Here is a 22,958-nt window from a genome sequence, read left to right on the forward strand (position 1 = left end):
AATTGGGTTATCCATTTGTCTGTCTTCTCTCAGGGTTGGGAGGTTGTGAAGGCAATCTGAGTTTTAGCGATCGCGCTTCTCTGTCTCTGATTTTACCTGATTCATACTCCTCACTTCGACTTGTGTGTACACGGTAGCTCCTTGAAGGAGAGAGGTTTTCCAGATCCCGTGAAAAGTAAGCTCCCATCTCCCTCATCTTCCTCATCTCCCTCATCCTCCCCTGCACCCCCTCTCTAACCCCAAGAAAAAATTTTTTCGGCATGGGCTTGACAAATCCATAGATCTTCGTAACAATGGTATTCGGCTCCGAAATTGGGACTGTAGTTCAATTGGTTAGAGCACCGCCCTGTCACGGCGGAAGTTGCGGGTTCGAGCCCCGTCAGTCCCGTAAAACACATAAATATTTAGGTCTAGTTGACACACATCTAGTTGACACACAAAGCAATGCTTACTCGCTTAGCCGTCACGGGATGAGTTCTATTCACACTAAATCCAATGGCATTATTGCTCGCCTCAACTCCTCTACTGACAACATCGAGACTTCTAGCTGAATTACGATGTTTCAACAATATAATTTTCAATAAATTAATTTTCAATAAATTATAGGAGGCTAAAGGTGTCATGTTGCCATTCACGGGTTATGACTCAAGCACTTACCAAATTTTCCATGAATATCTTCAACGGTATTTTTCGGGTGCATTACCTATGGAAGATTACATGAAAAAAACTTTCCATTATTGTATAGTATTATTGGGTACTTAACAACTATTTTGTTTCGCTAACCCCATCTAAATCAAAGATTCTAGATAGGGACTGCGCTCAACTTTCGTTCAAATTCATGGTCTTATGGATACGAACTGGATCTATCCTCATAATTTTTATGTGGTGGGTGCAGATTTACCAGGAGGCAAAAAAGTTATTGAAGTGGTTTGAAAAAGAAATTCGGGGATGGGTGAGGGAGTGTTTAGCACCTGATAATTAGCAAAGGTGGGTGATTATCCCTACTTTATCCGTGGATAAATCACCCTCAAGTCAGCGCCAACGAAAACTTAGCGCCGCTCTACGCTACAATAAATAGCTGGAAAGTACTTAGCCAACCCTAACCAGAGATTGATCTTGTGACTGTTAGAGTCCGCATTGCACCGTCTCCCACCGGAAACTTCCACATCGGTACCGCCAGAACCGCCGTATTTAACTGGCTATTCGCCCGACACCACGGGGGTCAGTTTATTCTACGCATCGAAGACACCGACCAGACGCGATCGCGTCCCGAATATACCCAAAATATCTTAGAGGGTCTAACCTGGTTAGGACTCAATTGGGATGAAGGACCGGTTTTTCAATCGAAACGGTTTGACCTGTATCACCACACCATTCAAACCCTTTTAGATAACGGGTTAGCCTACTACTGTTACACCACAGAAGCGGAACTCAAAGCACTCCGAGACGCCCAAAAAGCCCGCAAGGAAGCCCCTCGCTACGATAACCGTCACCGCAATCTTACCCCCGAACAACGCAGCGCCTTTGAAGCGGAGGGGCGACAGCCGGTGATTCGGTTTAAGATTGACGACAATCGCGAGATTGTCTGGAATGATCTAGTTCGCGGTAAACTCACCTGGAAAGGCAGTGATTTAGGTGGGGATATGGTAATTGCCCGCGCTGCATCCCAAGGTGAAATTGGTCAACCTCTCTATAATTTAGCGGTAGTGGTTGATGATATGGATATGAAAATTACCCATGTTATTCGAGGGGAAGACCACATTGCCAATACTGCCAAACAGATATTACTCTATGAAGCCCTCGGTGCAACCGTACCCGAATTTGCACATACCCCGTTAATTCTGAATCCCCAGGGGCAAAAACTATCTAAACGCGATGGCGTGACCTCGATTTCTGAGTTTCAGAACATGGGGTTTGTGCCAGAAGCCATGGCAAATTATATGACGCTATTGGGTTGGTCGCCACCGGAGTCAACCCAGGAAATTTTTACTCTAGACGAAGCCGCCCAAGCATTCAGTTTTGATCGGGTGAATAAAGCGGGAGCCAAGTTTGACTGGGATAAACTGAATTGGCTGAATAGTCAATATCTGCACAAAAAATCGCCATCAGAATTAGTTGAGTTACTGATTCCCTATTGGCAAGAAGCTGGGTATAAAATTGACCCGGAAAATAATCGCCCTTGGTTAGAACGATTAGCGGCTGTGATTGGTCCGAGTCTGACACGTTTACCGGATGCGGTGGAGATGACGCGGCTGTTCTTTACCGACTCGGTTGAGTTGACCCCAGAGGCAATTGAGCAACTTAAAAAAGAAGGGGCTACAGATGTACTGAACGCGGTTTTGGAAGCATTAGACAATACGCCGGAATTCAGTGCAGAAACCGCAGGGCAAATCATCAAACAGGTAACAAAACAGCAAAAAGTTAAGAAAGGTTTAGTCATGCGATCGCTGCGGGCTGGACTTACGGGTGATGTCCATGGTCCTGATTTAATGGAGTCTTGGGTATTGCTGCATCAGAAAGGACAAGATAAATCGCGTTTACAGCAAGCTTTGAGTAAGGTGTCATCGTAAGCTGTTTGGCATTTAAATCTTAATGTCAATAATGGTGAATTGTAGTGTGAGCATCTTGCTCACTATCTATACCCAATAAACATTTGGGAATCTTCAAAACTCTTAATATCCCGTAGGGTGGGCATTGCCCACCAGCCTTAAATCAGTACCATTCAATTTAAATGCTTTACAGCGCATTGCTATAAGCGCTATGTAATCTGATAGCAATCTTGCCAATAATCCCATGATGTATACTCGCAGTTCCTATGAACTCATGGCATCCTATAACCAGTGGATGAACCAAAATGATTCATCCGGGGGAGCGTCAAAGAAAAGCGTAACCGGGGGATTGAAATGCACCCAAAGTGAAGCGCTCAAATCACTCCTCCAATTCTGCTTCCAAACCTGTACTGATTCCCTGTACAGTATCAGAGGTAGCCAAAACCTTTCCCTATGCTCAATTCCCTTTTCTCGTTCAAACCCAATCAACGTTCCTATCGCTCTAGGTTTAATTCCAAACAACTGCTGATGCTGTTGCTGTTGTTACTTGAAGCGCAATTCGTCACCCAACCCACTCCAGTCACGGCTCAAACGGATGCGCCGACAACGGTTGAACCCTCCCCGGATACGACGCCGACAATTTGTCCGGCTGATCTTAAAGCCTCCATCGACGCGATCGCAACTCGTCCCGAATTTAATTATGCCCGTTGGGGTATCTTGATCCAACCCCTATTCTCAGATACACCCCTATATAGTCGTGAACGCGATCGCTATTTTATCCCCGCCTCTAATCTCAAATTATTCACCACAGCCGCCGCTTTATCCCAACTCGGTGCTAATTTTCGCATTCGCACTTCTGTTTATGGCACCCCTTCAAATGGAACGATCACCCAATTACGAGTCATTGGGCGAGGTGATCCTAGCTTAAATACGGATCAGTTAAAAGACTTAGCCCAACAGCTTCGGCGTCAGGGGATTCGGCGGGTGGATCAACTGATTGTCGAAGATCGTTATTTTAGTGAACCCACGGTTAACCCAACCTGGGAATGGTCAGATATTCAATTTTATTATGGGACTGCTGTCAATAGTTTAATTCTCAATGAAAATGCGGTATTACTAACCTTAACTCCTCAAAACGTCGGACAACCCCTCAACGTTACTTGGGCTGATCCCATTGCGGAAAAACAATGGCAGATTGAAAATGAAACCGTTACCGCTGAAGCCGAATCACCAGAATCGATTAATATTTCTGGGGTGCTGGGTAAACCGTCATTGCGAATTCGGGGTCAATTAGCGACGGATGCAGGATTATGGTTAACGGCGGTGGCAATTCCTGATCCGGCGGACTATTTTCTCCAGCATTTCCGTCGGGCGTTAGCGGATGCTGGAATTCAGGTGGAACAAGCGTTGGTTACAACTAATTCTAATTCACAGGAGGAAATTGAATTAGCGGCGGTAGACTCTCCTCCCCTGAGTGAATTGATTACTCAAACCAATCAGCAAAGCAATAATCTTTATGCAGAAGCCTTATTGCGATCGCTGGGTGTGACTGAAAAAGAAGCGGGTGAGTCAACTGCTACGGCTGGATTACAACAAGTCAAAGCTAGTTTAACCGAATTAGGGGTTGAACCAAAAGCCTATATCCTTGCCGATGGTTCTGGGTTATCTCGCCACAATCTAGTGAGTCCCACGGCTATTGTACAAACCCTACAGGCGATCGCACGAACTCCGATGGCACAATCCTATCGAAACTCCTTAGCGGTGGCTGGGATAGAAGGAACACTACGACAGCGCTTTCAGAATAGCCCAGCCCAAGGTCGAGTGTATGCCAAAACCGGAACTATGACTGGCGTGTCAGCACTTTCGGGGTATGTAGAGGTTCCTGATTATCAACCTTTGGTGTTTAGTATTATGGTGAATCAATCCAACCAATCAGTGAGTACCATCCGTGAGGCTATTGATGAAATTGTGGTTTTGCTTTCGCGGTTGCGTTCTTGTTAAAAGAGGGAACAGGGAACTACTTTAATGCTTCTTTCTCCAGTATTCTCTCTCTATCAGTAAAAAACTTAGCGATCGCCAAAATTTTACAAAAACTTTACTCAACCCTTATACTACTACTGTCACTTGATACCAAGTTGTGTTCTATCATGTCATTGGAGAGCGAAGCGAAGAATCTGGACAGATGCGCGAGCGTCACTCCGTTTCACTGCGTTTTGCTCAGCATGACAGATTCTACATTAGACTGTAATTTGGTATGAGGCGATTTACTTGCACTGGCTGCGGAGCGTGCCGTTTTCTTTAGGCGCAACAATAAGCCCCCCTTTTTAAGCAGGGGGGAATGGGGAGAGGGGAGCAATTCCAAGTTGCGCTCGTATTTGTACCAGTGCTTCCCCTACTCTCTATCTAACCTCATCACAAGACTTATTCAGCAGTCCCTACTTAATCAGGTGTGGGTTCTAATTCCAGATGATGCAAGAAATCGAGTAACTCTTCATCGGTTAACAACTGACGCGATCGCTTACCATAAGTTTCGATGAGGTAATCTCGTCCCTGTTGATTCGTCCACCCTAGCCGTTTGAGTTCCACATTGGTTCGGGCAATAATTTCGGAAAAGTCAATGGGTGTTTCGGATTTGGATTGAGTCTGACTATCGGGTTCAGCTTCCTTTTGTGCAGGTGCATCAGATGGGGGTGGTGTTGATTCTGACTCTAACGACGATTGAGTGACTCCCACTGGGGTTGGTGTCTCTTCCTTAAACAGAGGTGTCTGTGATCCTGATATGTCCTCCGTTAAGGAAGGCGGTTCAACTGTCTCAGGAAGCGTTACTGTCGGTTCAGGAGGGGGACTGGGTTTTGTCTTAGGTGGGGAAAGTGGTTCAACCGTCTCTGGGAGGGGTTCCGTCGGTTCAGGGGGTGGACTCGGTTTTGCCGATATCGGGTGGGTATCGATTGGACTAGGACTTGGAGTATCTTCAACCTCAGGTGTTGATTCTAAGCTTTTTGCCGCAAAAGCGGAAGTCGAGTTAGGAATCGACTCAGGGAATGAGGGAACCTTAGCAGCCGCCACTGACGTTTGGGTGTGACGATGAGGTGGAGATGTTTCGGTGTCCGAACTCTCCCGATCAACCGCTAAAACAAAAACAGTTATCGCTCGAAGTCTTGCTTGGTCTTCTGCTAATTCTACCGTTTGAGCCGCAGCTAGACCTGTTGATCGGGTTACGCCATCAATTTCCACACTGACGCGCACGATATACTGACCGTGATCGATGGCTAACAGATCACTGATCAGGCTCCCTTGAGGATAAGAAACTCGGAATTTATTCAATGTAGGATTCATAAAACTTGACTCAACGCAGTACATGGACAGGGTACATTTCGGACAGTTCGCATAGACAGCGACAGTAGTATTAGTACGGTGAGAGCCTGTCTGGACAAATATGTAACATAATGTTACATTTACCCCTCAGGACAGTCCTGTGGCTTGGGAAACTCGCTAGGACAAGAATGGGAAGTGTAAGCCACCCTTATAATTAACGAGGATTTAGTACAAATTTACCAATTCTTTGCGCCTGTTGCACTTGGGCATCACAACAGACGTTTAACGCCATAAATGCATAACTTTTGACGGTTGACTTCCAAGGTAGGGGTACGAGAATCTACAATAATGACATACTGTCCCAGTTGACTGTAACTCACCTACTCCGGCAAGGAAGCCCCCATTGTAATCTGTGATTCAACGCGGGGAGGAATTGCCAGTCTGTTAAAGTTTGAATTATACTCATTTTCGTGAGTTTTGGATAAACGTGAAGCAAGTATTGACAATAGTTGTAAGACTTCAACCCACCGAAGAGCAACAAAGGCTGCTCATGGAAACGGCGGGAAGTTTTGCTGCCGCTTGTAACGCGATAAATGCCACAGTTAACCCAAAGCTAACGAATCGAAATTCAATCCAGGCAGTTTGTTACCACGACATCAAAGCCCAATGGGGGCTGACATCAAACCATGTAGTGAGAGCTTGTGCCCGGGTAGCCGCCAATCGCTTAACAGCCAAACACAAAGGCAAAAAAGTGAACGCTTTTAAGCCAACAAGTTTTGACTGTGATGCCAGAACATTTCAGTTTTTCGAGAAAGACTGGACAGTAAGCCTAAGCACAATTGGGAAGCGGGTAAGGTGTCTGCTTCGTGCCAGTAACTACCATCGGAACAAATTGACAGGAAAAAAACCAACCAGCGCCCAAGTTTGCCTGCATCGGGACGGGTATTGGTATGTGCATATACAACTCAAAAGTGAGCCGCCCAAACCGATTAAATCAAACATTGTGATTGGGGTAGACTTGGGACGCAGGGAGATAGCGAAAACCAGTACAGATAAAGGATGGGAGGGAAAGCAACTAAACAAGACCCGAGATAAATACACTAGAGTGAGAGCTTCTCTACAAAAGAAAGCAACCCAAGGCACAAGGACAACAAGGCGAAGATGCCGGACTGTCTTGAAACGGTTATCGGGGCGCGAGAGAAGATTTCAGAAATGGATAAACCACAATATCAGTAAATCAATCATAGAAGAAGCCAAGGCATTAAAGTCGGCGGTGGCGATTGAAGACTTAACCGGAATCCGGGAACGAACAAATGAAAAACCCAGGACAAAGAGCGAAAGAAGACGGTCAAATTCCTGGGCATTCTATCAGTTAAGGATATTCCTAGAGTACAAAGGAATAAAGGAAGGGATTGAGATGATCGCCATACCGCCAGCCTATACCAGCCAGACCTGTCATTGTTGCTTGCATATTGGACAGAGAACTAACAAGCAGTTTAAATGCACAAACTTGGTGTGTGGATGGCTAGGGGATGCGGACTTTAATGGAGCAAAAATGATTGAGTTATGGGGCTGTGCAGTAAACCAGCCTGGAGGCTCGGAACTATTGTCCTGTGCAATAGAACCAGGGCTACTAAAAGCCCACACTATACCCGGAAGGGTTGGTGTTGGGTAGTTTACGCATCCTTGCCGCAACGCGATTAAGCGAGCGAAGATCGGCAATTATCCGTAACAGGTCGTGGGTTAACAGGTGTCCGTCAACCTGAAACTGGATAGCTCAAACACTATCCGCTTGATCGCGATCGCGTCAGCAAAAGACGGTTTGATTCTGACAGATCCCATTCTGTCAGGAACCTCTCGGCTTACAGCCGTGGGCTTGAAAAAGCCCATACCTGACGAGCCTAAGACCTACATGGTGTACGTTATGCCCAAGAGTTAAAGTTCCTACCTTAGGGTGTGTGCCAGCCCTGAGCTGCTAGAACTTCAGCATTAAACAGGTGTACAGGGTTAAGCCAGTGTGCTGGAGAAAGTACCGAGGCATAACATTGGCAAGGCAAACGTTACCCCAGTTAAATGGGAGCGCCCTTCACGTGAGCGTATTGCCACTAGGCAAATTCAAGTAAACGCCGGATCAAAGAAAAAGGATTGTTGGATGGAATTTTCAATCGCTACATTACTCTCCAATTTGACCGATGACAAATCAGTCGCCCCCAAAGTTTTAGAGAAGAAACTGGGGTGTCAGGACTCCGAAAGTCTGCAAAAACTCCAGATTGCTCTGGATGTGCTAGAGAAAGTTGGCATTTTGGAAAAAGAACGAGGTCGATATCGACGAGTCTATGAAGAGGATGTAGTCGAAGCCAAACTGCGCTGCTCCAGTAAAGGATTTTGCTTTGCCATTCAAGATGTTGAAGGCGCTGATGATATTTACATTCAAAAGAATCATCTAAGTAGCGCTTGGAATGGCGATCGCGTTTTGGTGAAAGTGACCAAAGAAGGGAGTCGTCGCCGTTCTCCAGAAGGACAGGTACGGTTGATTCTCGAGCGAGTAAATCCCTCGGTACTTGCACGAGTCAGACAGGCTGAAGATGGCAGTTATCACGCTGTCCCTCTTGATGACCGCCTGCTCTTTGAACTGAATTTACGACCCAATAGCGCCCCCCTAGAAGAGGCGGTGGAGCATCTGGTTCATGTGCAAGTTATGCGCTATCCCCTGGGACAAAACCCACCCCTGGGCAAAGTGGCTCGCATCTTGGGAAGTGATGCGGAAGACGCCGCTGATACAGATATTGTCTGTTGTAAACATGACCTCCGCCGCCAGTTTCCTGAACCTGTACTGCAAGCGATTGAAGCCTTACCCGACTCCCTCCGCAAAACCGACTTAAAAAATCGCCTGGATCTGCGGAAGCTGCTGACGATGACGATAGAAGACGAGTCAGGCTCCCCAGATAGCGCCATTGTCGAAAATGCCTTGACCCTAGAAAAAACCAAGACCGGAAATTGGCAGGTGGGCATCCATATCGCCGATGTTGCCCATTGGATACCCCTAGATTCACCCCTGGATAGAGAGGCACGAAAGCGAGGAACGGCTGTGTATTTGGGAGATACGGTTCTCCCCCTGCTCCCGGAAAAACTCTTATCTCAGGTGTCTCTAGTAGCCGGTGAAGATCGTTTAACCCTGTCAGTACTGCTCACGTTAACGGACTCTGGACAACTGGTTGAATTTGAAATTCACAAGAGTGTCATCCAAGTGGATCACCAACTCAGTTATGAACAGGCACAGGCTCTATTGGGCGGACATGAAGAGAGCGAACCCGAACTCGCACCGATTGTAGACAAACTCAAGGAACTCTTCTTCAGCTTATCTCCAGCACTCAGAGCCGTGCGACAGCAACGGGGCGCGTTTGAATTGAATGGAACACTGCCCAAAGAAGCCATTGCTCGACCCATTCCCCACAGTAAAGATGAAGGACGCCAAGGGGCGATCATGGTTTCGGGTTCTATGCCCTTGCGATCGCTCTTAGCAGAATTGATGGTACTGGCAAATCAAGTGGTAGCGTCCCATTTGCACGCCTTATCCTTGCCAGGAATTTATTGTGTTCATCCAACTCCCGATTTAGAACAACTGGAAGATTTACTCAAGTTAGCGAGCAATTTGGGACTGGATGTCGAGCAATCATTGGAGGAGGATGTCACGTCCCAAGATTATCAGCGCTTGACCCAACTCTTGGCGAAATCAACAGCGGCTAAAGTTCTGAATCACTTACTTGAGGGAACCTTAAAACCGATCGCCTATAGTTCTAAACCTGGATTACACTTTGGTTTAGGGTTGGATACCAGCTATTGCCATAGTATCTCCCCCGGATGGCGCTATGGGGATTTATTTGTTCAACGGGTCTTAGAATACACCTTTAGCGAAGGACGCGATCGCCGTACCACTCGGTCGAAAGATCGGGTCAATCTCCACCACAGTAGCGCCCATGGCAATATTAACTGGAATGTTTTACCCCCTGACACTCAACAGGAGTTAGAAAGTCAATTAAGCACCTTGGTTCCCCATCTCAATGACCGGGAAAAACTCACCGAAGATGCGGAGATTGATTTAGAGGGTTTGAAAAAAGCCGAGCAAATGAAAGAACGCACGGGTCATGTGTTCAGTGGTTTGATTACAGGCGTGCAATCCTATGGCTTCTTTGTCGAAATTGAAGACTTGTTGGTGGAAGGATTGGTTCACGTCAGTTCCCTGAAAGATGACTGGTACGAATATCGCTCTCGTCATGCTTGTTTAGTTGGTCGGAAAAACCGCACGGCGTATCGATTGGGCGATCATGTCGAAGTTCAAGTCAAGAGTGTGGATTATTACCGTCAGCAAATTGACTTGGTAACCGTTAGTGGTGGTAGTGTGGCAAGTAATGAAGATTTAGAGGATTAACGTAATCGCGGAAGTCCTCACCCTCAGGGTGAGGATGGACAGCGGGAACCCTTCGACTCCGCTCAGGGTTAAATTGGAGGAACGAAATTTCCCATCTTCCGGAGAAGCTTACCTTAAATAGTCTATTCTGGTAAGAAGAGGTAAAAACAATGCGACATCAAGCCGTCAAAGTGAGGCTACAACCGACAACTGAACAACAAATGATACTAGCTCAACACTTTGGCTGTAGCCGTTGGTGGTGGAATTATGCGCTTAATTTGTGCATTGAAACCTACCAGTTAATGGGCAAAGGCTTGAACCGTTCTGCATTGAATGCACTTTTACCTAAACTAAAGAGACAGGAAGAAACGTCCTGGTTATCTGGGTGTTATTCTCAGGTGTTACAGGCTACTACGCTCAATCTGGTGACTGCCTATAAGAACTTTTTCGATGGTAGAGCCAAATACCCAAGGTTCAAGGCTAAAAAGAATAGGCAGTCCATACAGTATCCTCAATCAGTCGAGGTTGCAGGTGATTGCCTCAAATTTCCGGGTCGCGTTGGCGTAGTCAAGGCTAAATTACACCGACCCATAGAAGGAACAATCAAGACGGTAACGGTCAGTATGACGCCATCGGGAAAGTATTTTGCATCCGTCTTGACCCTTCGACTTCGCTCAGGGTCAACCGAGGCACAAGGGGATAACCCACCTGTTAGCACTGAATTTCGACAGGCTCAATTGCCGCGAAGTCGAAGTGATGGCAAAGTAGCTGGGATTGATCTAGGGCTGAAGGATTTTGCCATTGTTAACGATGGGGTCAAGACCTCTAAGTTTGCCAACCCTAAGCACCTAGCCAAACATGAGCGCAACCTCAAGCGGAAGCAACGGAAATTAGATAGAAAGGAGAAGGGAAGCAAGTCAACAGATAAAGCCAGGAAACTGGTGGCTAGGGTTCACGAGCGAGTTAGTAATGTCCGTCAAGACTACCTGCATAAGCTATCTAGAAAGCTTGTTGACGAAAACCAAGTCAAAGCGCTTCGCGCAGGCTTCGCCAACGTAGTCGAAAGTCTAAACACCAAGGGCATGGTTCGTAACCATAAACTAGCTGCATCTATTTCTGATGTCGGCTGGGGGATGTTTGTCAATTTCTTATCTTACAAACTTGAAAAAGAGGGTAAGGTATTGGTAGAGATTGACCGATGGTTCCCTAGCTCAAAACTCTGCTCAAACTGCCATTATCAAGTTGATGAGATGCCTTTAGAGGTTAGGTCATGGACTTGCCCTAGCTGTGGCACTCACCACGATAGAGACGGTAACGCTCTACTCAAATATCAGAGCGGAAGGCATCAGAATGCTTCGACAGGCTCAGCAACATTTATCGGTCTCAGGGACTGGGACTGCTGCTGTTGGCGTAGCCTGCGCGAAGCGCATAGGAGGGGATGTGAGACCGAAGCTTGGGCGTAAATCCAAGCTGACGCAATCCCCTGTGAGATCAGAAACTCAGGCTTCTACGAAGTAAGCCTGAGTAGTTCACATCTTTAGTCATTGGTCATTGGCTATTTTTGAACCGGACAAAAGACAAAGGACTAATGACAACGGACAACGGACAAAGGACGAATGACCAATGACTACCTGGTACACTCTTAATCTTGTCGATGTTCTCAAACAGCTTAATACCGATGCCGCCATCGGGTTAAGTGAAAACGAGGCTCGGCAACGTCAGGACATCTACAAACTCAATGAGTTAACTGATCGCCCCCTGGAAAGTCCCTGGAAAATTCTCTGGGAGCAGTTTACCGCCACCGTGGTGGTGGTGTTGATTGTGGCGGCGGTGGTTTCGGCAGTGTTAGGTGAATATAAGGATGCGATCGCGATTTTCGCAATTGTGGTATTTAATGCTATCCTCGGTTTTCGCCAAGAATACCAAGCCGAACGTGCGATCGCAGCGCTGAAAAAGCTGGCGGTGCCTAGGGTGAAAGTGCGTCGCGATGGCATCCTAGAACAACTGTCTGCTCGTGAACTGGTACCAGGGGACATCGTTATCCTAGAATCTGGAAACTTAGTCCCGGCTGACTGTCGGCTGCTCGAAAGTAGCAACCTTCGCACCTCAGAAGCCTCACTCACCGGGGAATCTGAACCCATTGATAAATTCGCCCAACAGATTGCTACTGCCAATCTGCCTTTGGCAGAGCGGCAGAATATGGCGTATATGGGTACAGTAATTAGTTATGGGCGGGCTTTAGCCGTCGTCACCGAAACAGGCATGAAGACGGAACTGGGTCAGATTGCCAAAGCGATTCAAGGGATAGAACGAGACGCCACCCCCCTCCAGCAACGGTTAGACAAACTGGGATGGGTATTAGCGATCGCGATTTTAATTTTAGTCCTGGTTATCTTTGGGTTGGGGCTACTCCAAGGGGAATCAGTTCGCTTAATGTTCCTCATGGCAGTTAGTTTAGCGGTAGCGGCGATTCCCGAAGGATTACCCGCTGTCGTCACCATCGCCTTAGCACTGGGCGCTCAACGGATGCTGAAACAGCGAGCCTTGATTCGTAAATTACCCGCCGTAGAAACCTTGGGTTCAGTAACCACGATTTGTTCAGACAAAACCGGTACCCTCACCCAAAATCGGATGACGGTTACTTGCCTGGACATGATTGGGCATCAAATTGAGTTAACCCTGCCAGAATCTGATGAGTTAATGATGCCCTCAGATAAGAATGAACAGTCTAAGCTGTTAAAAGTAGAACCCACAGTCGCCTTACTACTCACGGCAGCAACTCTGTGTAATGATGCGATCGCAGAGTTCCATCTGGAGCAATCCAACCCCATTCAGGTTCTCGGTGATCCCACAGAAACCGCTCTAATTGTCGCCGCCACCCGTTTTGGCTTATGGAAAACGGATATAGAACATGTCTTTGAACGAATAACCGAGGTTCCTTTCGACGCGGAACGCAAGCGGATGACTACGGTTCACGAACTCCCCGCCACCACGGATAAACTTCCCGATGAGCTAAGTTGGCTTAAGCCTTGGGCATTACTTTTTGATCAGACACCCTATATTGCCTTTACCAAAGGTGCCGTTGATAGTCTCTTAGAGATTTCCAGCCAGATTTGGCTCAATGATCAGATTACCCCCTTAAACGATAGTTGGTATGAAAAAATTTCTCATGCCAACAACCAACTCGCTGAAAATGGAATCCGTGTCATCGGTATCGCCGTTCGTCCTCTAGAATCTCACCTCCTCGCCACACTTCCCCTAGAACGAGACGAAGATATTCTCGAAAAAGACCTGATTTTTATCGGTATGATTGGCATGATCGATCCGCCGCGCCCGGAAGTCAAACAGGCGGTTCTAACCTGTCAAAAAGCCGGAATTCGCCCCATCATGATTACCGGCGATCACCCCTTAACCGCTCGCCATATTGCCTCAGAAGTGGGTATTTCTACCAATGGTTTAATGTTAACAGGTCAAGATATCGCCAAACTGTCAGTCTCCGAGTTAACCGAAAAAGTTGATGATGTATCTGTTTATGCCAGAGTTTCACCCCAGAACAAATTAGAAATTGTCCAAGCGCTGCAAAATGGGGGACATATTGTAGCAATGACAGGGGATGGCGTCAACGATGCACCCGCTTTAAAAAAAGCTGAGATTGGTGTGGCAATGGGGTTGACGGGTACAGATGTGGCGAAAGAAGCAGCAGATATGGTGCTGTTAGATGATAACTTTGCCACGATTGTAGCGGCGACTCAAGAAGGACGAGTCATTTACGATAACGTCCGTAAGTTTATTAAATATACATTAACCGGGAATTGTGGTGAACTGTGGGTGATTATATTAGCACCATTTTTAGGGATGCCTTTACCATTGCTTCCTTTACAAATCCTCTGGATTAATTTATTGGCTGATGGATTGTTAGCCTTGGCATTAGGCGTCGAACCAGCGGAGCCGAATATCATGTCCCGCCCACCTCATAATCCCAAAGAAAGTGTCTTTAGTCGGGGCGTTGGTCGAGATATTGTTTGGATTGGGTTACTTCTGGGACTTGTTTTATTGGTCGTCGATTATCACTATTGGTTTACAGGTCAAGCGGCTTGGCAGACGATGGTATTTAGTATATTGACGTTTTCTCGCATCGGTTTAGCTGAAAGCATGCGATCGGAGCGAGAATCCATATTTACTTTAAATTTACTGTCCAACAAGCCATTGTTAGGCGCGGTTATTTTAACCTTTTTATTACAACTGGCGGTGGTATATGTCCCATTCTTACAGGATATTTTTAATACCACAGGGTTGTCACTGTATGATTTAGGCATCAGTCTCGCCATGAGTACGATTGTGATTTGGGCAATGGAATTGGATAAAGGGCTACGTCGATATAAAAACGCTAAGTAGATGGTAACAATTAAAGTTAATGCGAGGCTCGTCATTGCTCATACTCGCTTCGCAAGTATGACGAAGGACAAATGACCAATGACCAATGACCAATTAAACCAACGTATGAATCAACATCATCAGCAAAAACCCCGACGCAATAATAATTCCCGTTTCCTGGCGACGCCCTCCTTCCAACCCTTCTGGAATTAACTCAGTGAACACCAGAAAACCCATTCATTAATCATTTATCCATTGTTATGTATAATTTAATGAACATCCGCTACATTGGTTACCTATGCTGGGTAATCCGTAAATCTTCGGGTCGGGTTTAGCCATTCAGGTAAGTTTGCTACTGATAACTACTCAACAAAACCAGCTCTTATTCAAAGAAAACAATAAATGCTACGCTAACAGAAACTCTAGAGCATTCTGCCTGCTTGCACTAGACTGACCGAATTATCATAGATTGTAAAGTCTTGAGGCAATACGTCATGCCAATCAAACCATTCAAATACCCAGTCGAGCAAAGTGAACCACCACGTTCTCCCAGAGAAACCCTGCCCACGATGTATGATTTACCTAGCGAAAATCCGGAGGAACCTGGTTTGCCTGACGAATTCCACTACCGCCAACCCCCTTTACTCAGTCTCACCTTTTGTCCTAGTAACTACCCACCCGATGAGGTATTTAGTGCTGGGGATATGAACCTCTACTACGATGTGCGTCACTATTCTTGGTATAAACGACCCGATTGGTTTGGGGTGGTCGGAGTGCCAAAACTTTATGATAATCAGGATTTACGATTAAGTTATGTGATGTGGCAAGAATTGGTACGTCCAACGGTGATAGTGGAATTCTTGTCACCGGGAACAGAAAAAGAAGACTTGGGTAGAACCACACGCCTGAGTAGCGAACCGCCGACGAAATGGGAAGTATATGAGCAGATTATCGGCGTTCCTTATTATATTGTATTTGACCGCTATCGCGATCGCTTAAGAGGTTTTGCCCTTACAGGGGGTTTTTACCAAGAGTTGGAGTTAACGGAACCGAGGATTTGGATTCCCCCATTAGAATTAGGTTTGGGGTTGTGGTCAGGAGAATACGAAGGAATTAATCGTCTATGGCTACGTTGGTACGATGCTGAAGGTAATTGGATTTTAACCCCAACTGAACGGGAGGCTGTTGCTCAAGGAGAACTTGGAACTGAGCGACAACGTGCTGAATCTGAACGACAACGTGCTGAATCTGAACGACAACGCGCTGAATCTGAACAACAGCGATCGCAGCGTCTTAAAGAATTGTTACTTTCCAACGGTATCGATCCAGATCAGTAGTGATTAGGTACAGTATCTAAGCAAGATCCCCGACTTCTTAGAGAAGTCGGGGATCTGTCTGTGTCTGTGTACCTCACTTACTTGCAAAGCGCTGTAAATCCAACTCTATTCAATTCTTTACATAAGACGTAGCTTGCTTCTCGCTCCCTTGAGTATGACAAATGACAAATAACTATCCCAGATAACAGATTTATGATGTTGGTAAAATGTCCTGGTTATAAAGGGGAATATGAAATTTGAAGCACATATAGCAGTAGACACATCGATTAAAACAAAGGAACTGTGGTAGAGACGTTGCATGCAACGTCTCTACCAAATGATGCGTCCTAACCGCTATGGCGGTTGCTATAACTCTCAAGACATTCACCCTGTAGGGGCGGGTTTAGCCGTTAAAAAGATGGGCTTACCGATAACGTTTCAACAAAACCCGCCCTTACCTAATCTTAAATTGAATGAGTTAACTGTGCTTGAGTTACCCAAGTCCCATGAAACCCATAAGGAACACGTTGAGGCATCAAAACCCGCGCCACAGGTTCAGCCGTCAAATCTTGGGCATTCAAAACCACCAGTTCAGAGGTGTCTGAATTATGATCATGGACAAACGTAACTAGCCAGCCATCATCTTCAGCCGTTCCATTTGGACGCGGCGCAAATACCGCCTCACCGCCATAACGTTTTGCCCCATAGTTGTGAACTTGAGACGTGCCATTACTAAAATCATATTTAATCACGCCCTCAAACAACGGCATCGGATTATCTGCCATCTTTGCCGTGTAACCATAGCGCATTTTACGTCCGATTAACTGTTCATTAATGCGGGGGAAATCCGAGATGCGCTCATCTAATGGCTTTTCCTGCACTGTGCCTGTGCGAAGGTTAAACCGCCACTGATACAGCCGAGGCTTATCTGAGTCAGCTTCAGGCTTAGCCTCTTCAGAGGTTAACACGCTTGTTGAATTCATCCGACAGGCAATCAGCACCACCTCATCCCCTTCCTGATAGGCATTCAAGGTATGGAAGACAAAGCAGGACGGACTCTCAAACCAACGGATACTGCTATTATCACCATGACGGGGAACAATACCAAACCGACTGGGACGTTCAGGTTTAAACTGAAGCATTGATTCTCCCTGGGGGTTAAACACCATCGGCAGATCCATGAACAGGGTGTAATCTTGGGTAATGGCAAAATCATGCATCATTACCGGTTCTGGCAAGTCAATTGGCACAGTACGCACCAGCTCACGCGATCGCGAAACAATGCTGTAGGTTAAGAACGGTGGCTGCATGGGAGAATAGCCAAAAAACATCATTTCGCCCGTGACGGGATCAATTTTGGGATGCGCCGTAAATGGAGATGCTAACTTGCCCTCGAACGTATAAGCACCAATCGTTTCTAACTCCGGAAGCTTAATCGCGTAGGGTTCTCCCCCTTCCCACAGCGCCAGAAAATGACCCGCGTGCCAGATAACAGAGGTATTCGCAACATTTTTAAACGAGGGTGGGGATTCCTCCTCCTTAGCAGGTTCCATTAACCCTGTCCAGATAGGATGACCCGCTTCTCGCTCTTTCTCAAACCCTGGAGTCCGGACATAGCGATCGCGGTAAGATGCTGTACCATTGCTAAGAAGCACCCCATGTAACATCCCATCGCCATCAAACCAGTGATAGTGACCGATAGGGGGAAACTGAGGATTCGGACCATTGCGGACAAACATCCCGGATAAGTCGGCGGGAAGTTCACCAATGACGGTTAGTTCATCCGCTGTGATTTCGTCCTGTACTGGGGCAAAATTCCCCGCTAAAAAAGGATTGACGGTTGTTGTATTCATCCTGTTCACTTAAGTTTTTACCTACAATTGAGGAAAAAATTCCCCCTATCCTCCATTGTGTCTTGCCCATCGAAACTTAAGACGAATGGCACGCTCAAAGAAGCATTGTGAGATCGCCAAAACCTTTGCTCTACCGTAGGGTGGGCATTGCCCACCAGCATACCAGTCAGTAAAATTCGACTGAAGACGGCTGATGAAGCAAGCACAAGCAACAATAAAGATTGCCATGCTAAGTCTATAGATAGAAGAGTCTTTCTTAATTGGGTTAAAGTTATGGGTTTTCTCTGTTACAATCCTCTTTGGTCAAAATTTCTGCTCTTAAAACTGGCACTGAACCCTAACCTATGCCTCTTGAGGATGTCCTGATGTCTAGCTCTGGTTGGCGTAAACCAAAACCATTACACTCAATCGCGACGAGAAGATTAGCTGTGTTCAAGCCGACTCTATTTCTAGTGAGTAGTCTATTCGTCACCGGGCTGACGATAACCCTAAGCCCTGTGGCTCACGCCAGTCAACCACAGCTAGTTAGCCAGCTACAGCCGGAACAACAGCGGCTGCGTGAGTTACTCCGCCAAGGGCGAGACTTAGTGGATGCGGGAAATTATGCTCAGGCGATCGCAACCTATCAACAAGCGGCTAATCTAGATCGAGATAATGCCAAGATTTTCTCCGGAATCGGTTATCTCCAGGCGCGTCAGGGAAACTTCCGAGAAGCGGCTAGAGCGTATCAACAGGCAATTGCCCTGGAACCGAATAATGCGGAATTTCAGTATGCTCTCGGTTACAGTTTAGCCAATGCCGGAGACAATGCAGGAGCGGCTGGGGCATATCGTCAAGCACTGAGACTTGAAAGCAACCATATTAATTCCTATTGGGGATTGGGGGTTGTCCTCCTGCGTCAAAAGGACTATGACGGCGCCATCCAAGTTTACCGCCAAGTCATCAGTCTTCAACCCAAGAATGCTCAGGCACACCAGTTGCTGGGTAGGGTTTTTCTCCAGCAGGGGCGTCCCCAAGAAGCAATTAAGGCACTCCAACAAGCCGAAACCTTATCACCTCTGGATAGTAATATTCAGCTTACATTGGGCATGGCTTGGTTAAGTCAGGGCGATATCGACACCGCACTGAAGGCTTTTGACCGAGCGGCAAAATTAGAACCCAATAATAGTCAAGTTTATCTGCAAATTGGCAAAATTCTCCGAGATCAAGAAGATTTTGTCGGTGCATTGAAAGCCTTTCAAAGAGCCGTGGCGGTTCAATCAGACTTAGTTGAAGCGCAAGCCGCTATTGGTGATATTTTACTCACCGAGGGAAATTACCTAGAAGCCATTGTTGCCTATCGGCGCTTGATTGAAATTGCGCCCCAAGATGCCCAAGCCTATTACAATCTAGGATTAGCGTTAAAAGGACGAGAGCGCATAGCAGAAGCGATTACGGCTGTAGAAAAAGCGCGTGATCTCTTCCGGCGTCAGGACAATCGCGATGGTGTCAAGCAGGCTGAATCGTTGCTGCGAGATTTAAAGAAAGCGCGACGTTAAACTAAGTTGAATGTCACTGACTTAAGGCTGGTACTCCCGGTGGGCAATGCCCACCCTACGGTATATCAAAGGTTTTGGCGATAAGTTGATAATTGGCATAAATTTACTTGTCTTGACTTTAAAATTTATCGTTTTTTCAACATACATTAAACTTCAATTCATATTTACTTATATTTTACAAATCTATAAGAATTGCTGAATCTTTTGTAAAATCATTCAATCTCTATAGACAAGACAATCACAGATTCAGTAAAGTAGAAAACTATAAGGGGTTACTACTTATTAAGTTCTTAAGCCAGAGTCCCCTAAGTTTTCTAAACCTATTCCCCCTCTATTAAACATGAAACAACTACCTTTACGTCTCCTAAGCTCCAGCTTACTCGCTACCAGCATTACCCTCATGTCCGGCTTTGTTTCAGCCAACGCGGTACAAGCCTCAGCTATTTCCTTTGATAACACCACCACATCAATAAATACACTTACCCATGACGCTTCCGCTCAAGTAAATGAGGCAAATAGAAGATTACCCATTAGCACTATGCCTCATATTCCTGAGCATAATCCTAATCATGATGATAGTCCGACGTCCCAACCCACTATGCTAATAAGTTTTGCCTTAATCGTTGGTTCTATCGCTGCCACAGCCGCACGTTATCGGCAGTCTTGCTAAATATTGCCATGTTTATCCGCTAGCTGATAGGGGTTAGAAGTTAAATAATACTTCTTACCCCAAAAAACGCGATGCAAGGGAGCGCACGCCTCTAAGCTGATCACACACCCCCTCTCAGTTGTACTCCATCCCTGTTGCTGTCTAGTCTTAAGAGTAATTATGTACTATACGCATACTATACGATAATCAGGTAAGTCCTCAATTGACATTCCCGTCAACTCAGTTGACAGCGTATTGACGATGTAAATACATCCTGCCTACACTTAGAGACATGGACGTATATTTCGTACTCAACGGCATTACCTTTGTTTGGAATGAACAGAAGGCACGGCAAAATTCTTCTAAGCATGAAGGTGTTACCTTCCAACAGGCTACAGAAGCTTTCTTCGATCCCTTTTTAGTTGTCGTTGATGCGAGTCGCAATGATGAAGCGCGAGATGCTGTCATTGGTTTGGATAAGCGCTGGAATCTCCTGTATGTAGTTCATATTGAGCGGGATGATGACATGATTCGGGTTATTTCGGCTCGTAAAGCAACAAAAAAGGAGCGTGAATACTATGAAAACTGAAGCTTTGAAAAAACGATTGGATAAAAACCGTCCAATGACCAGTATCACTATTCGCATTCCTGAAGATGTGGTCGAGGATCTTAAGCGGGTGGCTCCATTACTGGGTTTTTCGGGTTATCAACCCTTAATTCGCGCCTATATTGGTCAGGGGTTACGAGCTGATCTTGAGCGATTAGAAGGAGATACGGTTTCTGCTTTAATTGCTAGTCTAAAGCGTCGCGGCGTGAGTGATGATGTGATTCATGAAGCACTCAGCGAAGTGGCTCAAAACTGAATCTGATTAGAGAGGCGATCGCACTCTCCACTCCCAGTTTTGCTCTATCGCTGTTGCTACACCCGATGAACTGATATCGCCTCAATCGATATCGTCAGGTAAGTCTTCTATTGATAATCCTGCTTGCTTCATGAGTTCGACGAGTCGTTTGATCTGACCCACAGAAAGAGCAATGCGCTGGTGTATACCGCGTTCGTACCGATTAATCGTGTTTCGCGATAATCCTAGTGCATCTGCAAACTCCTCTTGGGTCATACCTAAGCGTTCACGAACTTGTTTAAGAGTTGGCACATTGGGGTTGAAATCTGGATTCTGATCGTCTATTATCATACCTAGTAATGCACCACAGTGGTGCATTGACAGCAAAAAACTGACGGGGGAAACACTATTAGAAGTCCCGATACTTCTTGTTTCCCTGTCTCTGTATAGGTAGTTTCTCACACGAAGCGCGTTGCTCTCATGTTCAAGCATGAGGCTATACGGCCCTTATGTGTAGCTGCGATTTCAATCGCCTCGTACGTAAGTCCTGAGAAAGCCTTCCATAGAGAAGGGGCGATCGCATATTGTCTATGCCTAATCGCCCTTAGCTAAAAAACACTAACTCAAATCATAACAATGAAACATTCTCAATGGCTTCGCCTGCAAGCTGAAGGCGACAGGATTGTTGCGTCTTTTCGCGCCGATGGGTTCAATTGCCGTAAACAACCACGCCGCCTGTCTTGGTACATTAGTAAAGATTCGGTGACTTATCGGTTGACTTGGCTACCCGCGCCACTCAACGAGTGGAGTTTGTTACCCAATGATGGGACGCCACAGCGAGAGAGACTTTTAGCGATAATTCATTCTATCTTGGAGCATCGGGGATGCGATCGCACAACCGAACCCTCCCCACAGTCTAACCCTAGCTTTTGGAATCAACAGCATTATCATTGGACACTGGTGAGGCTTTTGCCAAATGCTCAACATTATACGGTTGCCCGTTTCTACAGTCGCACTGAAGCCCAGAATCACCAGCACTTTCTGGCAAGGTGGATGCCTGATGCACAGTTTGAGGTAGTTTTCGATGCGGATGCGGTGACTTCTACCGCTCAAGAATGACTTGTATTCCATTTTGGTAGGGGCGCAAGGCTTGCGCCCTCTAAGGTTGCGGTTCTAAACGATAATTTGATGGGCGTATGCCAGGAAGCCCCTACAGTTATGTTGTTGGGTAACCTGGGAAGGATTGAGGAGCGATCGCACTCCTCATCCCAAAACACGCGATCGCACTCTCTCTCTCAGTCTTACTTTATCGCTGTTGCTACCTAGTCTTGAGACACCCGATGAACTGATACCGTCTCAATCAATATCGTCGGGTAAGTCGTCGATTGACATTCCCGCTTGTTCTAGGAGTTCCTTCAGGCGTTTAACCTGACTCACAGAAAACCTAATTTTGTGTTGCCCCCGTTCGTGGCGGCTGATTGTATTCGCTGCCATTCCTAGTGCTTTCCCGAATTCCTCTTGGGTCAAACCCAAGCGTAGGCGAATTTCTTTTAAGCTTGGCACATTAGGGTTGATATTTTGATTTCTATCGTTTACCATCTTAAGTGACTCTACAACTTGTAGAGTTAAACAACATGAGCAAGGATGGGGAAACTTTCTGGAGGTAGTTTTCCTGTTTCGTTTCCCCTTCCTCACTCTATGAAGCGTATAGCAAACTTGGTTTTCTACAAAGTGTAGGGAGCAAGACAGCGCCAGACGCTGAAAGTTCATGCTGCAACAGGTGATGCGGCTAGCTTGAGGGGGCTTTGAGTCCATTTCAATGGACTTGAGCTATGAGCCGTGGAATTGATTCCACGGCGGGGTTGGGCTAGCTACTTTTAAGCCTTACCTGAAATAAGGGGCGATCGCATATTGTTTGTGCATGATCGCCCTTAGCTAAAAAACACTAACTCAAATAATAACAATGAAACACACTCAATGGCTTCGCCTGCAAGCTGAAGGCGACAGGATTGTTGCGTCTTTTCGCGCCGATGGTTTCAACTGCTGTAAACAGCCACGCCGCTTGTCTTGGCAGATTCGCAAAGATTCGATGACTTATCGGTTGACTTGGCTAC

At 46.3% G+C, this 22,958-nt stretch carries 18 protein-coding genes, 1 tRNA gene and 1 pseudogene; 15 read left to right on the forward strand and 5 right to left on the reverse strand.

The window, feature by feature from the left end:
• Positions 1 to 314 precede the first annotated feature (314 nt).
• The 3 genes from RIG27_RS17090 (at position 315) to dacB (ending at position 4,550) form a co-directional block, all read left to right on the forward strand.
• A tRNA-Asp gene (locus RIG27_RS17090) sits at positions 315 to 388 on the forward strand.
• Positions 389 to 1,118: 730 nt separating this feature from the next.
• Entirely contained in the window at positions 1,119 to 2,570 is a 1,452-nt protein-coding gene (gltX, locus tag RIG27_RS17095) for a glutamate--tRNA ligase (protein ID WP_446347087.1), read from the forward strand.
• Between the two features lie 432 nt (positions 2,571 to 3,002).
• On the forward strand, positions 3,003 to 4,550 hold the full coding sequence (dacB, locus tag RIG27_RS17100; RefSeq protein ID WP_446347089.1) for a D-alanyl-D-alanine carboxypeptidase/D-alanyl-D-alanine endopeptidase: 1,548 nt from the start codon (positions 3,003 to 3,005) through the stop codon (positions 4,548 to 4,550).
• Between the two features lie 438 nt (positions 4,551 to 4,988).
• On the opposite strand, the gene RIG27_RS17105 is transcribed toward dacB, so the two are convergent.
• On the reverse strand, positions 4,989 to 5,885 hold the full coding sequence (locus RIG27_RS17105) for a hypothetical protein (protein WP_446347091.1): 897 nt from the start codon (positions 5,883 to 5,885) through the stop codon (positions 4,989 to 4,991).
• 478 nt (positions 5,886 to 6,363) lie between these two features.
• Here RIG27_RS17105 and RIG27_RS17110 point away from each other — a divergent pair, with 478 nt between their 5' ends.
• The 6 genes and pseudogenes from RIG27_RS17110 to RIG27_RS17135 all read left to right on the forward strand — a co-directional run bounded on the left by RIG27_RS17110 (position 6,364) and on the right by RIG27_RS17135 (position 15,983).
• Positions 6,364 to 7,539, forward strand: a complete 1,176-nt coding sequence (locus RIG27_RS17110; RefSeq protein ID WP_446344522.1) for an RNA-guided endonuclease InsQ/TnpB family protein — start codon at positions 6,364 to 6,366, stop codon at positions 7,537 to 7,539.
• 75 nt (positions 7,540 to 7,614) lie between these two features.
• A complete protein-coding gene (locus RIG27_RS17115; RefSeq protein WP_446347093.1) occupies positions 7,615 to 7,803 on the forward strand; it encodes a hypothetical protein in 189 nt (62 codons plus the stop codon).
• A gap of 213 nt (positions 7,804 to 8,016) precedes the next feature.
• Complete coding sequence (locus RIG27_RS17120) at positions 8,017 to 10,293, forward strand: ribonuclease R family protein (RefSeq protein WP_446347095.1); 2,277 nt, start codon at positions 8,017 to 8,019, stop codon at positions 10,291 to 10,293.
• 149 nt (positions 10,294 to 10,442) lie between these two features.
• Positions 10,443 to 11,790 (forward strand): annotated as a pseudogene (locus RIG27_RS17125) (RNA-guided endonuclease InsQ/TnpB family protein).
• A gap of 105 nt (positions 11,791 to 11,895) precedes the next feature.
• Complete coding sequence (locus RIG27_RS17130) at positions 11,896 to 14,667, forward strand: cation-translocating P-type ATPase (protein WP_446347097.1); 2,772 nt, start codon at positions 11,896 to 11,898, stop codon at positions 14,665 to 14,667.
• 473 nt (positions 14,668 to 15,140) lie between these two features.
• Positions 15,141 to 15,983: a Uma2 family endonuclease gene (locus RIG27_RS17135; protein ID WP_446347098.1), complete on the forward strand. Its 843-nt coding sequence runs from the start codon at positions 15,141 to 15,143 to the stop codon at positions 15,981 to 15,983.
• Positions 15,984 to 16,426: 443 nt separating this feature from the next.
• Here the strand turns inward: RIG27_RS17135 and RIG27_RS17140 are convergent, their stop codons facing one another.
• Entirely contained in the window at positions 16,427 to 17,815 is a 1,389-nt protein-coding gene (locus RIG27_RS17140) for a carotenoid oxygenase family protein (protein ID WP_446347100.1), read from the reverse strand.
• A gap of 45 nt (positions 17,816 to 17,860) precedes the next feature.
• Positions 17,861 to 18,043 (reverse strand): hypothetical protein, encoded by a 183-nt coding sequence (locus tag RIG27_RS17145; RefSeq protein WP_446347102.1) that lies wholly within the window; start codon positions 18,041 to 18,043, stop codon positions 17,861 to 17,863.
• Positions 18,044 to 18,180: 137 nt separating this feature from the next.
• Here RIG27_RS17145 and RIG27_RS17150 point away from each other — a divergent pair, with 137 nt between their 5' ends.
• From RIG27_RS17150 to RIG27_RS17165, 4 genes are all read left to right on the forward strand, one after another.
• Positions 18,181 to 19,353 carry a tetratricopeptide repeat protein gene (locus RIG27_RS17150; RefSeq protein ID WP_446347104.1) on the forward strand — a complete coding sequence of 391 codons (1,173 nt, stop codon included), beginning with the start codon at positions 18,181 to 18,183 and terminating at the stop codon, positions 19,351 to 19,353.
• A gap of 340 nt (positions 19,354 to 19,693) precedes the next feature.
• Positions 19,694 to 20,023, forward strand: coding sequence for a hypothetical protein (locus RIG27_RS17155; protein WP_446347106.1), 330 nt, complete (start codon positions 19,694 to 19,696; stop codon positions 20,021 to 20,023).
• A gap of 271 nt (positions 20,024 to 20,294) precedes the next feature.
• Positions 20,295 to 20,591: a BrnT family toxin gene (locus RIG27_RS17160; RefSeq protein WP_446347108.1), complete on the forward strand. Its 297-nt coding sequence runs from the start codon at positions 20,295 to 20,297 to the stop codon at positions 20,589 to 20,591.
• Positions 20,581 to 20,865, forward strand: a complete 285-nt coding sequence (locus RIG27_RS17165; protein WP_446344544.1) for a hypothetical protein — start codon at positions 20,581 to 20,583, stop codon at positions 20,863 to 20,865. Before RIG27_RS17160 ends, RIG27_RS17165 begins: the two co-directional genes overlap by 11 nt.
• An 81-nt stretch (positions 20,866 to 20,946) precedes the next feature.
• Here RIG27_RS17165 and RIG27_RS17170 read toward each other — a convergent pair whose 3' ends face one another.
• The gene (locus RIG27_RS17170; protein WP_446347110.1) at positions 20,947 to 21,195 is read right to left on the reverse strand and encodes a helix-turn-helix transcriptional regulator; all 249 of its coding nucleotides are present in this window, start codon (positions 21,193 to 21,195) and stop codon (positions 20,947 to 20,949) included.
• 285 nt (positions 21,196 to 21,480) lie between these two features.
• Here RIG27_RS17170 and RIG27_RS17175 point away from each other — a divergent pair, with 285 nt between their 5' ends.
• A complete protein-coding gene (locus RIG27_RS17175; RefSeq protein WP_446347112.1) occupies positions 21,481 to 21,963 on the forward strand; it encodes a hypothetical protein in 483 nt (160 codons plus the stop codon).
• A 69-nt stretch (positions 21,964 to 22,032) separates the two neighbouring features.
• A complete protein-coding gene (locus RIG27_RS17180) occupies positions 22,033 to 22,170 on the forward strand; it encodes a hypothetical protein (RefSeq protein WP_446347114.1) in 138 nt (45 codons plus the stop codon).
• A 30-nt stretch (positions 22,171 to 22,200) separates the two neighbouring features.
• On the opposite strand, the gene RIG27_RS17185 is transcribed toward RIG27_RS17180, so the two are convergent.
• Positions 22,201 to 22,443 (reverse strand): helix-turn-helix domain-containing protein, encoded by a 243-nt coding sequence (locus RIG27_RS17185; protein ID WP_446347115.1) that lies wholly within the window; start codon positions 22,441 to 22,443, stop codon positions 22,201 to 22,203.
• Between the last annotated feature and the right edge of the window lie 515 nt (positions 22,444 to 22,958).

The organism is Coleofasciculus sp. F4-SAH-05, from assembly GCF_040222985.1.
Taxonomy (GTDB): domain Bacteria; phylum Cyanobacteriota; class Cyanobacteriia; order Cyanobacteriales; family Coleofasciculaceae; genus Coleofasciculus; species Coleofasciculus chthonoplastes.

What these genes read in the sequence shown, in the direction of transcription:
- dacB (WP_446347089.1), top strand. Translation starts at nt 3,003, where the DNA reads ATGCTCAATTCCCTTTTCTCGTTCAAACCCAATCAACGTTCCTATCGC.
- RIG27_RS17105 (WP_446347091.1), bottom strand. Translation starts at nt 5,885, where the DNA reads ATGAATCCTACATTGAATAAATTCCGAGTTTCTTATCCTCAAGGGAGC.
- RIG27_RS17120 (WP_446347095.1), top strand. Translation starts at nt 8,017, where the DNA reads ATGGAATTTTCAATCGCTACATTACTCTCCAATTTGACCGATGACAAA.
- RIG27_RS17130 (WP_446347097.1), top strand. Translation starts at nt 11,896, where the DNA reads ATGACTACCTGGTACACTCTTAATCTTGTCGATGTTCTCAAACAGCTT.
- RIG27_RS17135 (WP_446347098.1), top strand. Translation starts at nt 15,141, where the DNA reads ATGCCAATCAAACCATTCAAATACCCAGTCGAGCAAAGTGAACCACCA.
- RIG27_RS17140 (WP_446347100.1), bottom strand. Translation starts at nt 17,815, where the DNA reads ATGAATACAACAACCGTCAATCCTTTTTTAGCGGGGAATTTTGCCCCA.
- RIG27_RS17145 (WP_446347102.1), bottom strand. Translation starts at nt 18,043, where the DNA reads ATGGCAATCTTTATTGTTGCTTGTGCTTGCTTCATCAGCCGTCTTCAG.
- RIG27_RS17150 (WP_446347104.1), top strand. Translation starts at nt 18,181, where the DNA reads ATGTCTAGCTCTGGTTGGCGTAAACCAAAACCATTACACTCAATCGCG.
- RIG27_RS17155 (WP_446347106.1), top strand. Translation starts at nt 19,694, where the DNA reads ATGAAACAACTACCTTTACGTCTCCTAAGCTCCAGCTTACTCGCTACC.
- RIG27_RS17160 (WP_446347108.1), top strand. Translation starts at nt 20,295, where the DNA reads ATGGACGTATATTTCGTACTCAACGGCATTACCTTTGTTTGGAATGAA.
- RIG27_RS17165 (WP_446344544.1), top strand. Translation starts at nt 20,581, where the DNA reads ATGAAAACTGAAGCTTTGAAAAAACGATTGGATAAAAACCGTCCAATG.
- RIG27_RS17170 (WP_446347110.1), bottom strand. Translation starts at nt 21,195, where the DNA reads ATGATAATAGACGATCAGAATCCAGATTTCAACCCCAATGTGCCAACT.
- RIG27_RS17175 (WP_446347112.1), top strand. Translation starts at nt 21,481, where the DNA reads ATGAAACATTCTCAATGGCTTCGCCTGCAAGCTGAAGGCGACAGGATT.
- RIG27_RS17180 (WP_446347114.1), top strand. Translation starts at nt 22,033, where the DNA reads ATGGGCGTATGCCAGGAAGCCCCTACAGTTATGTTGTTGGGTAACCTG.
- RIG27_RS17185 (WP_446347115.1), bottom strand. Translation starts at nt 22,443, where the DNA reads ATGGTAAACGATAGAAATCAAAATATCAACCCTAATGTGCCAAGCTTA.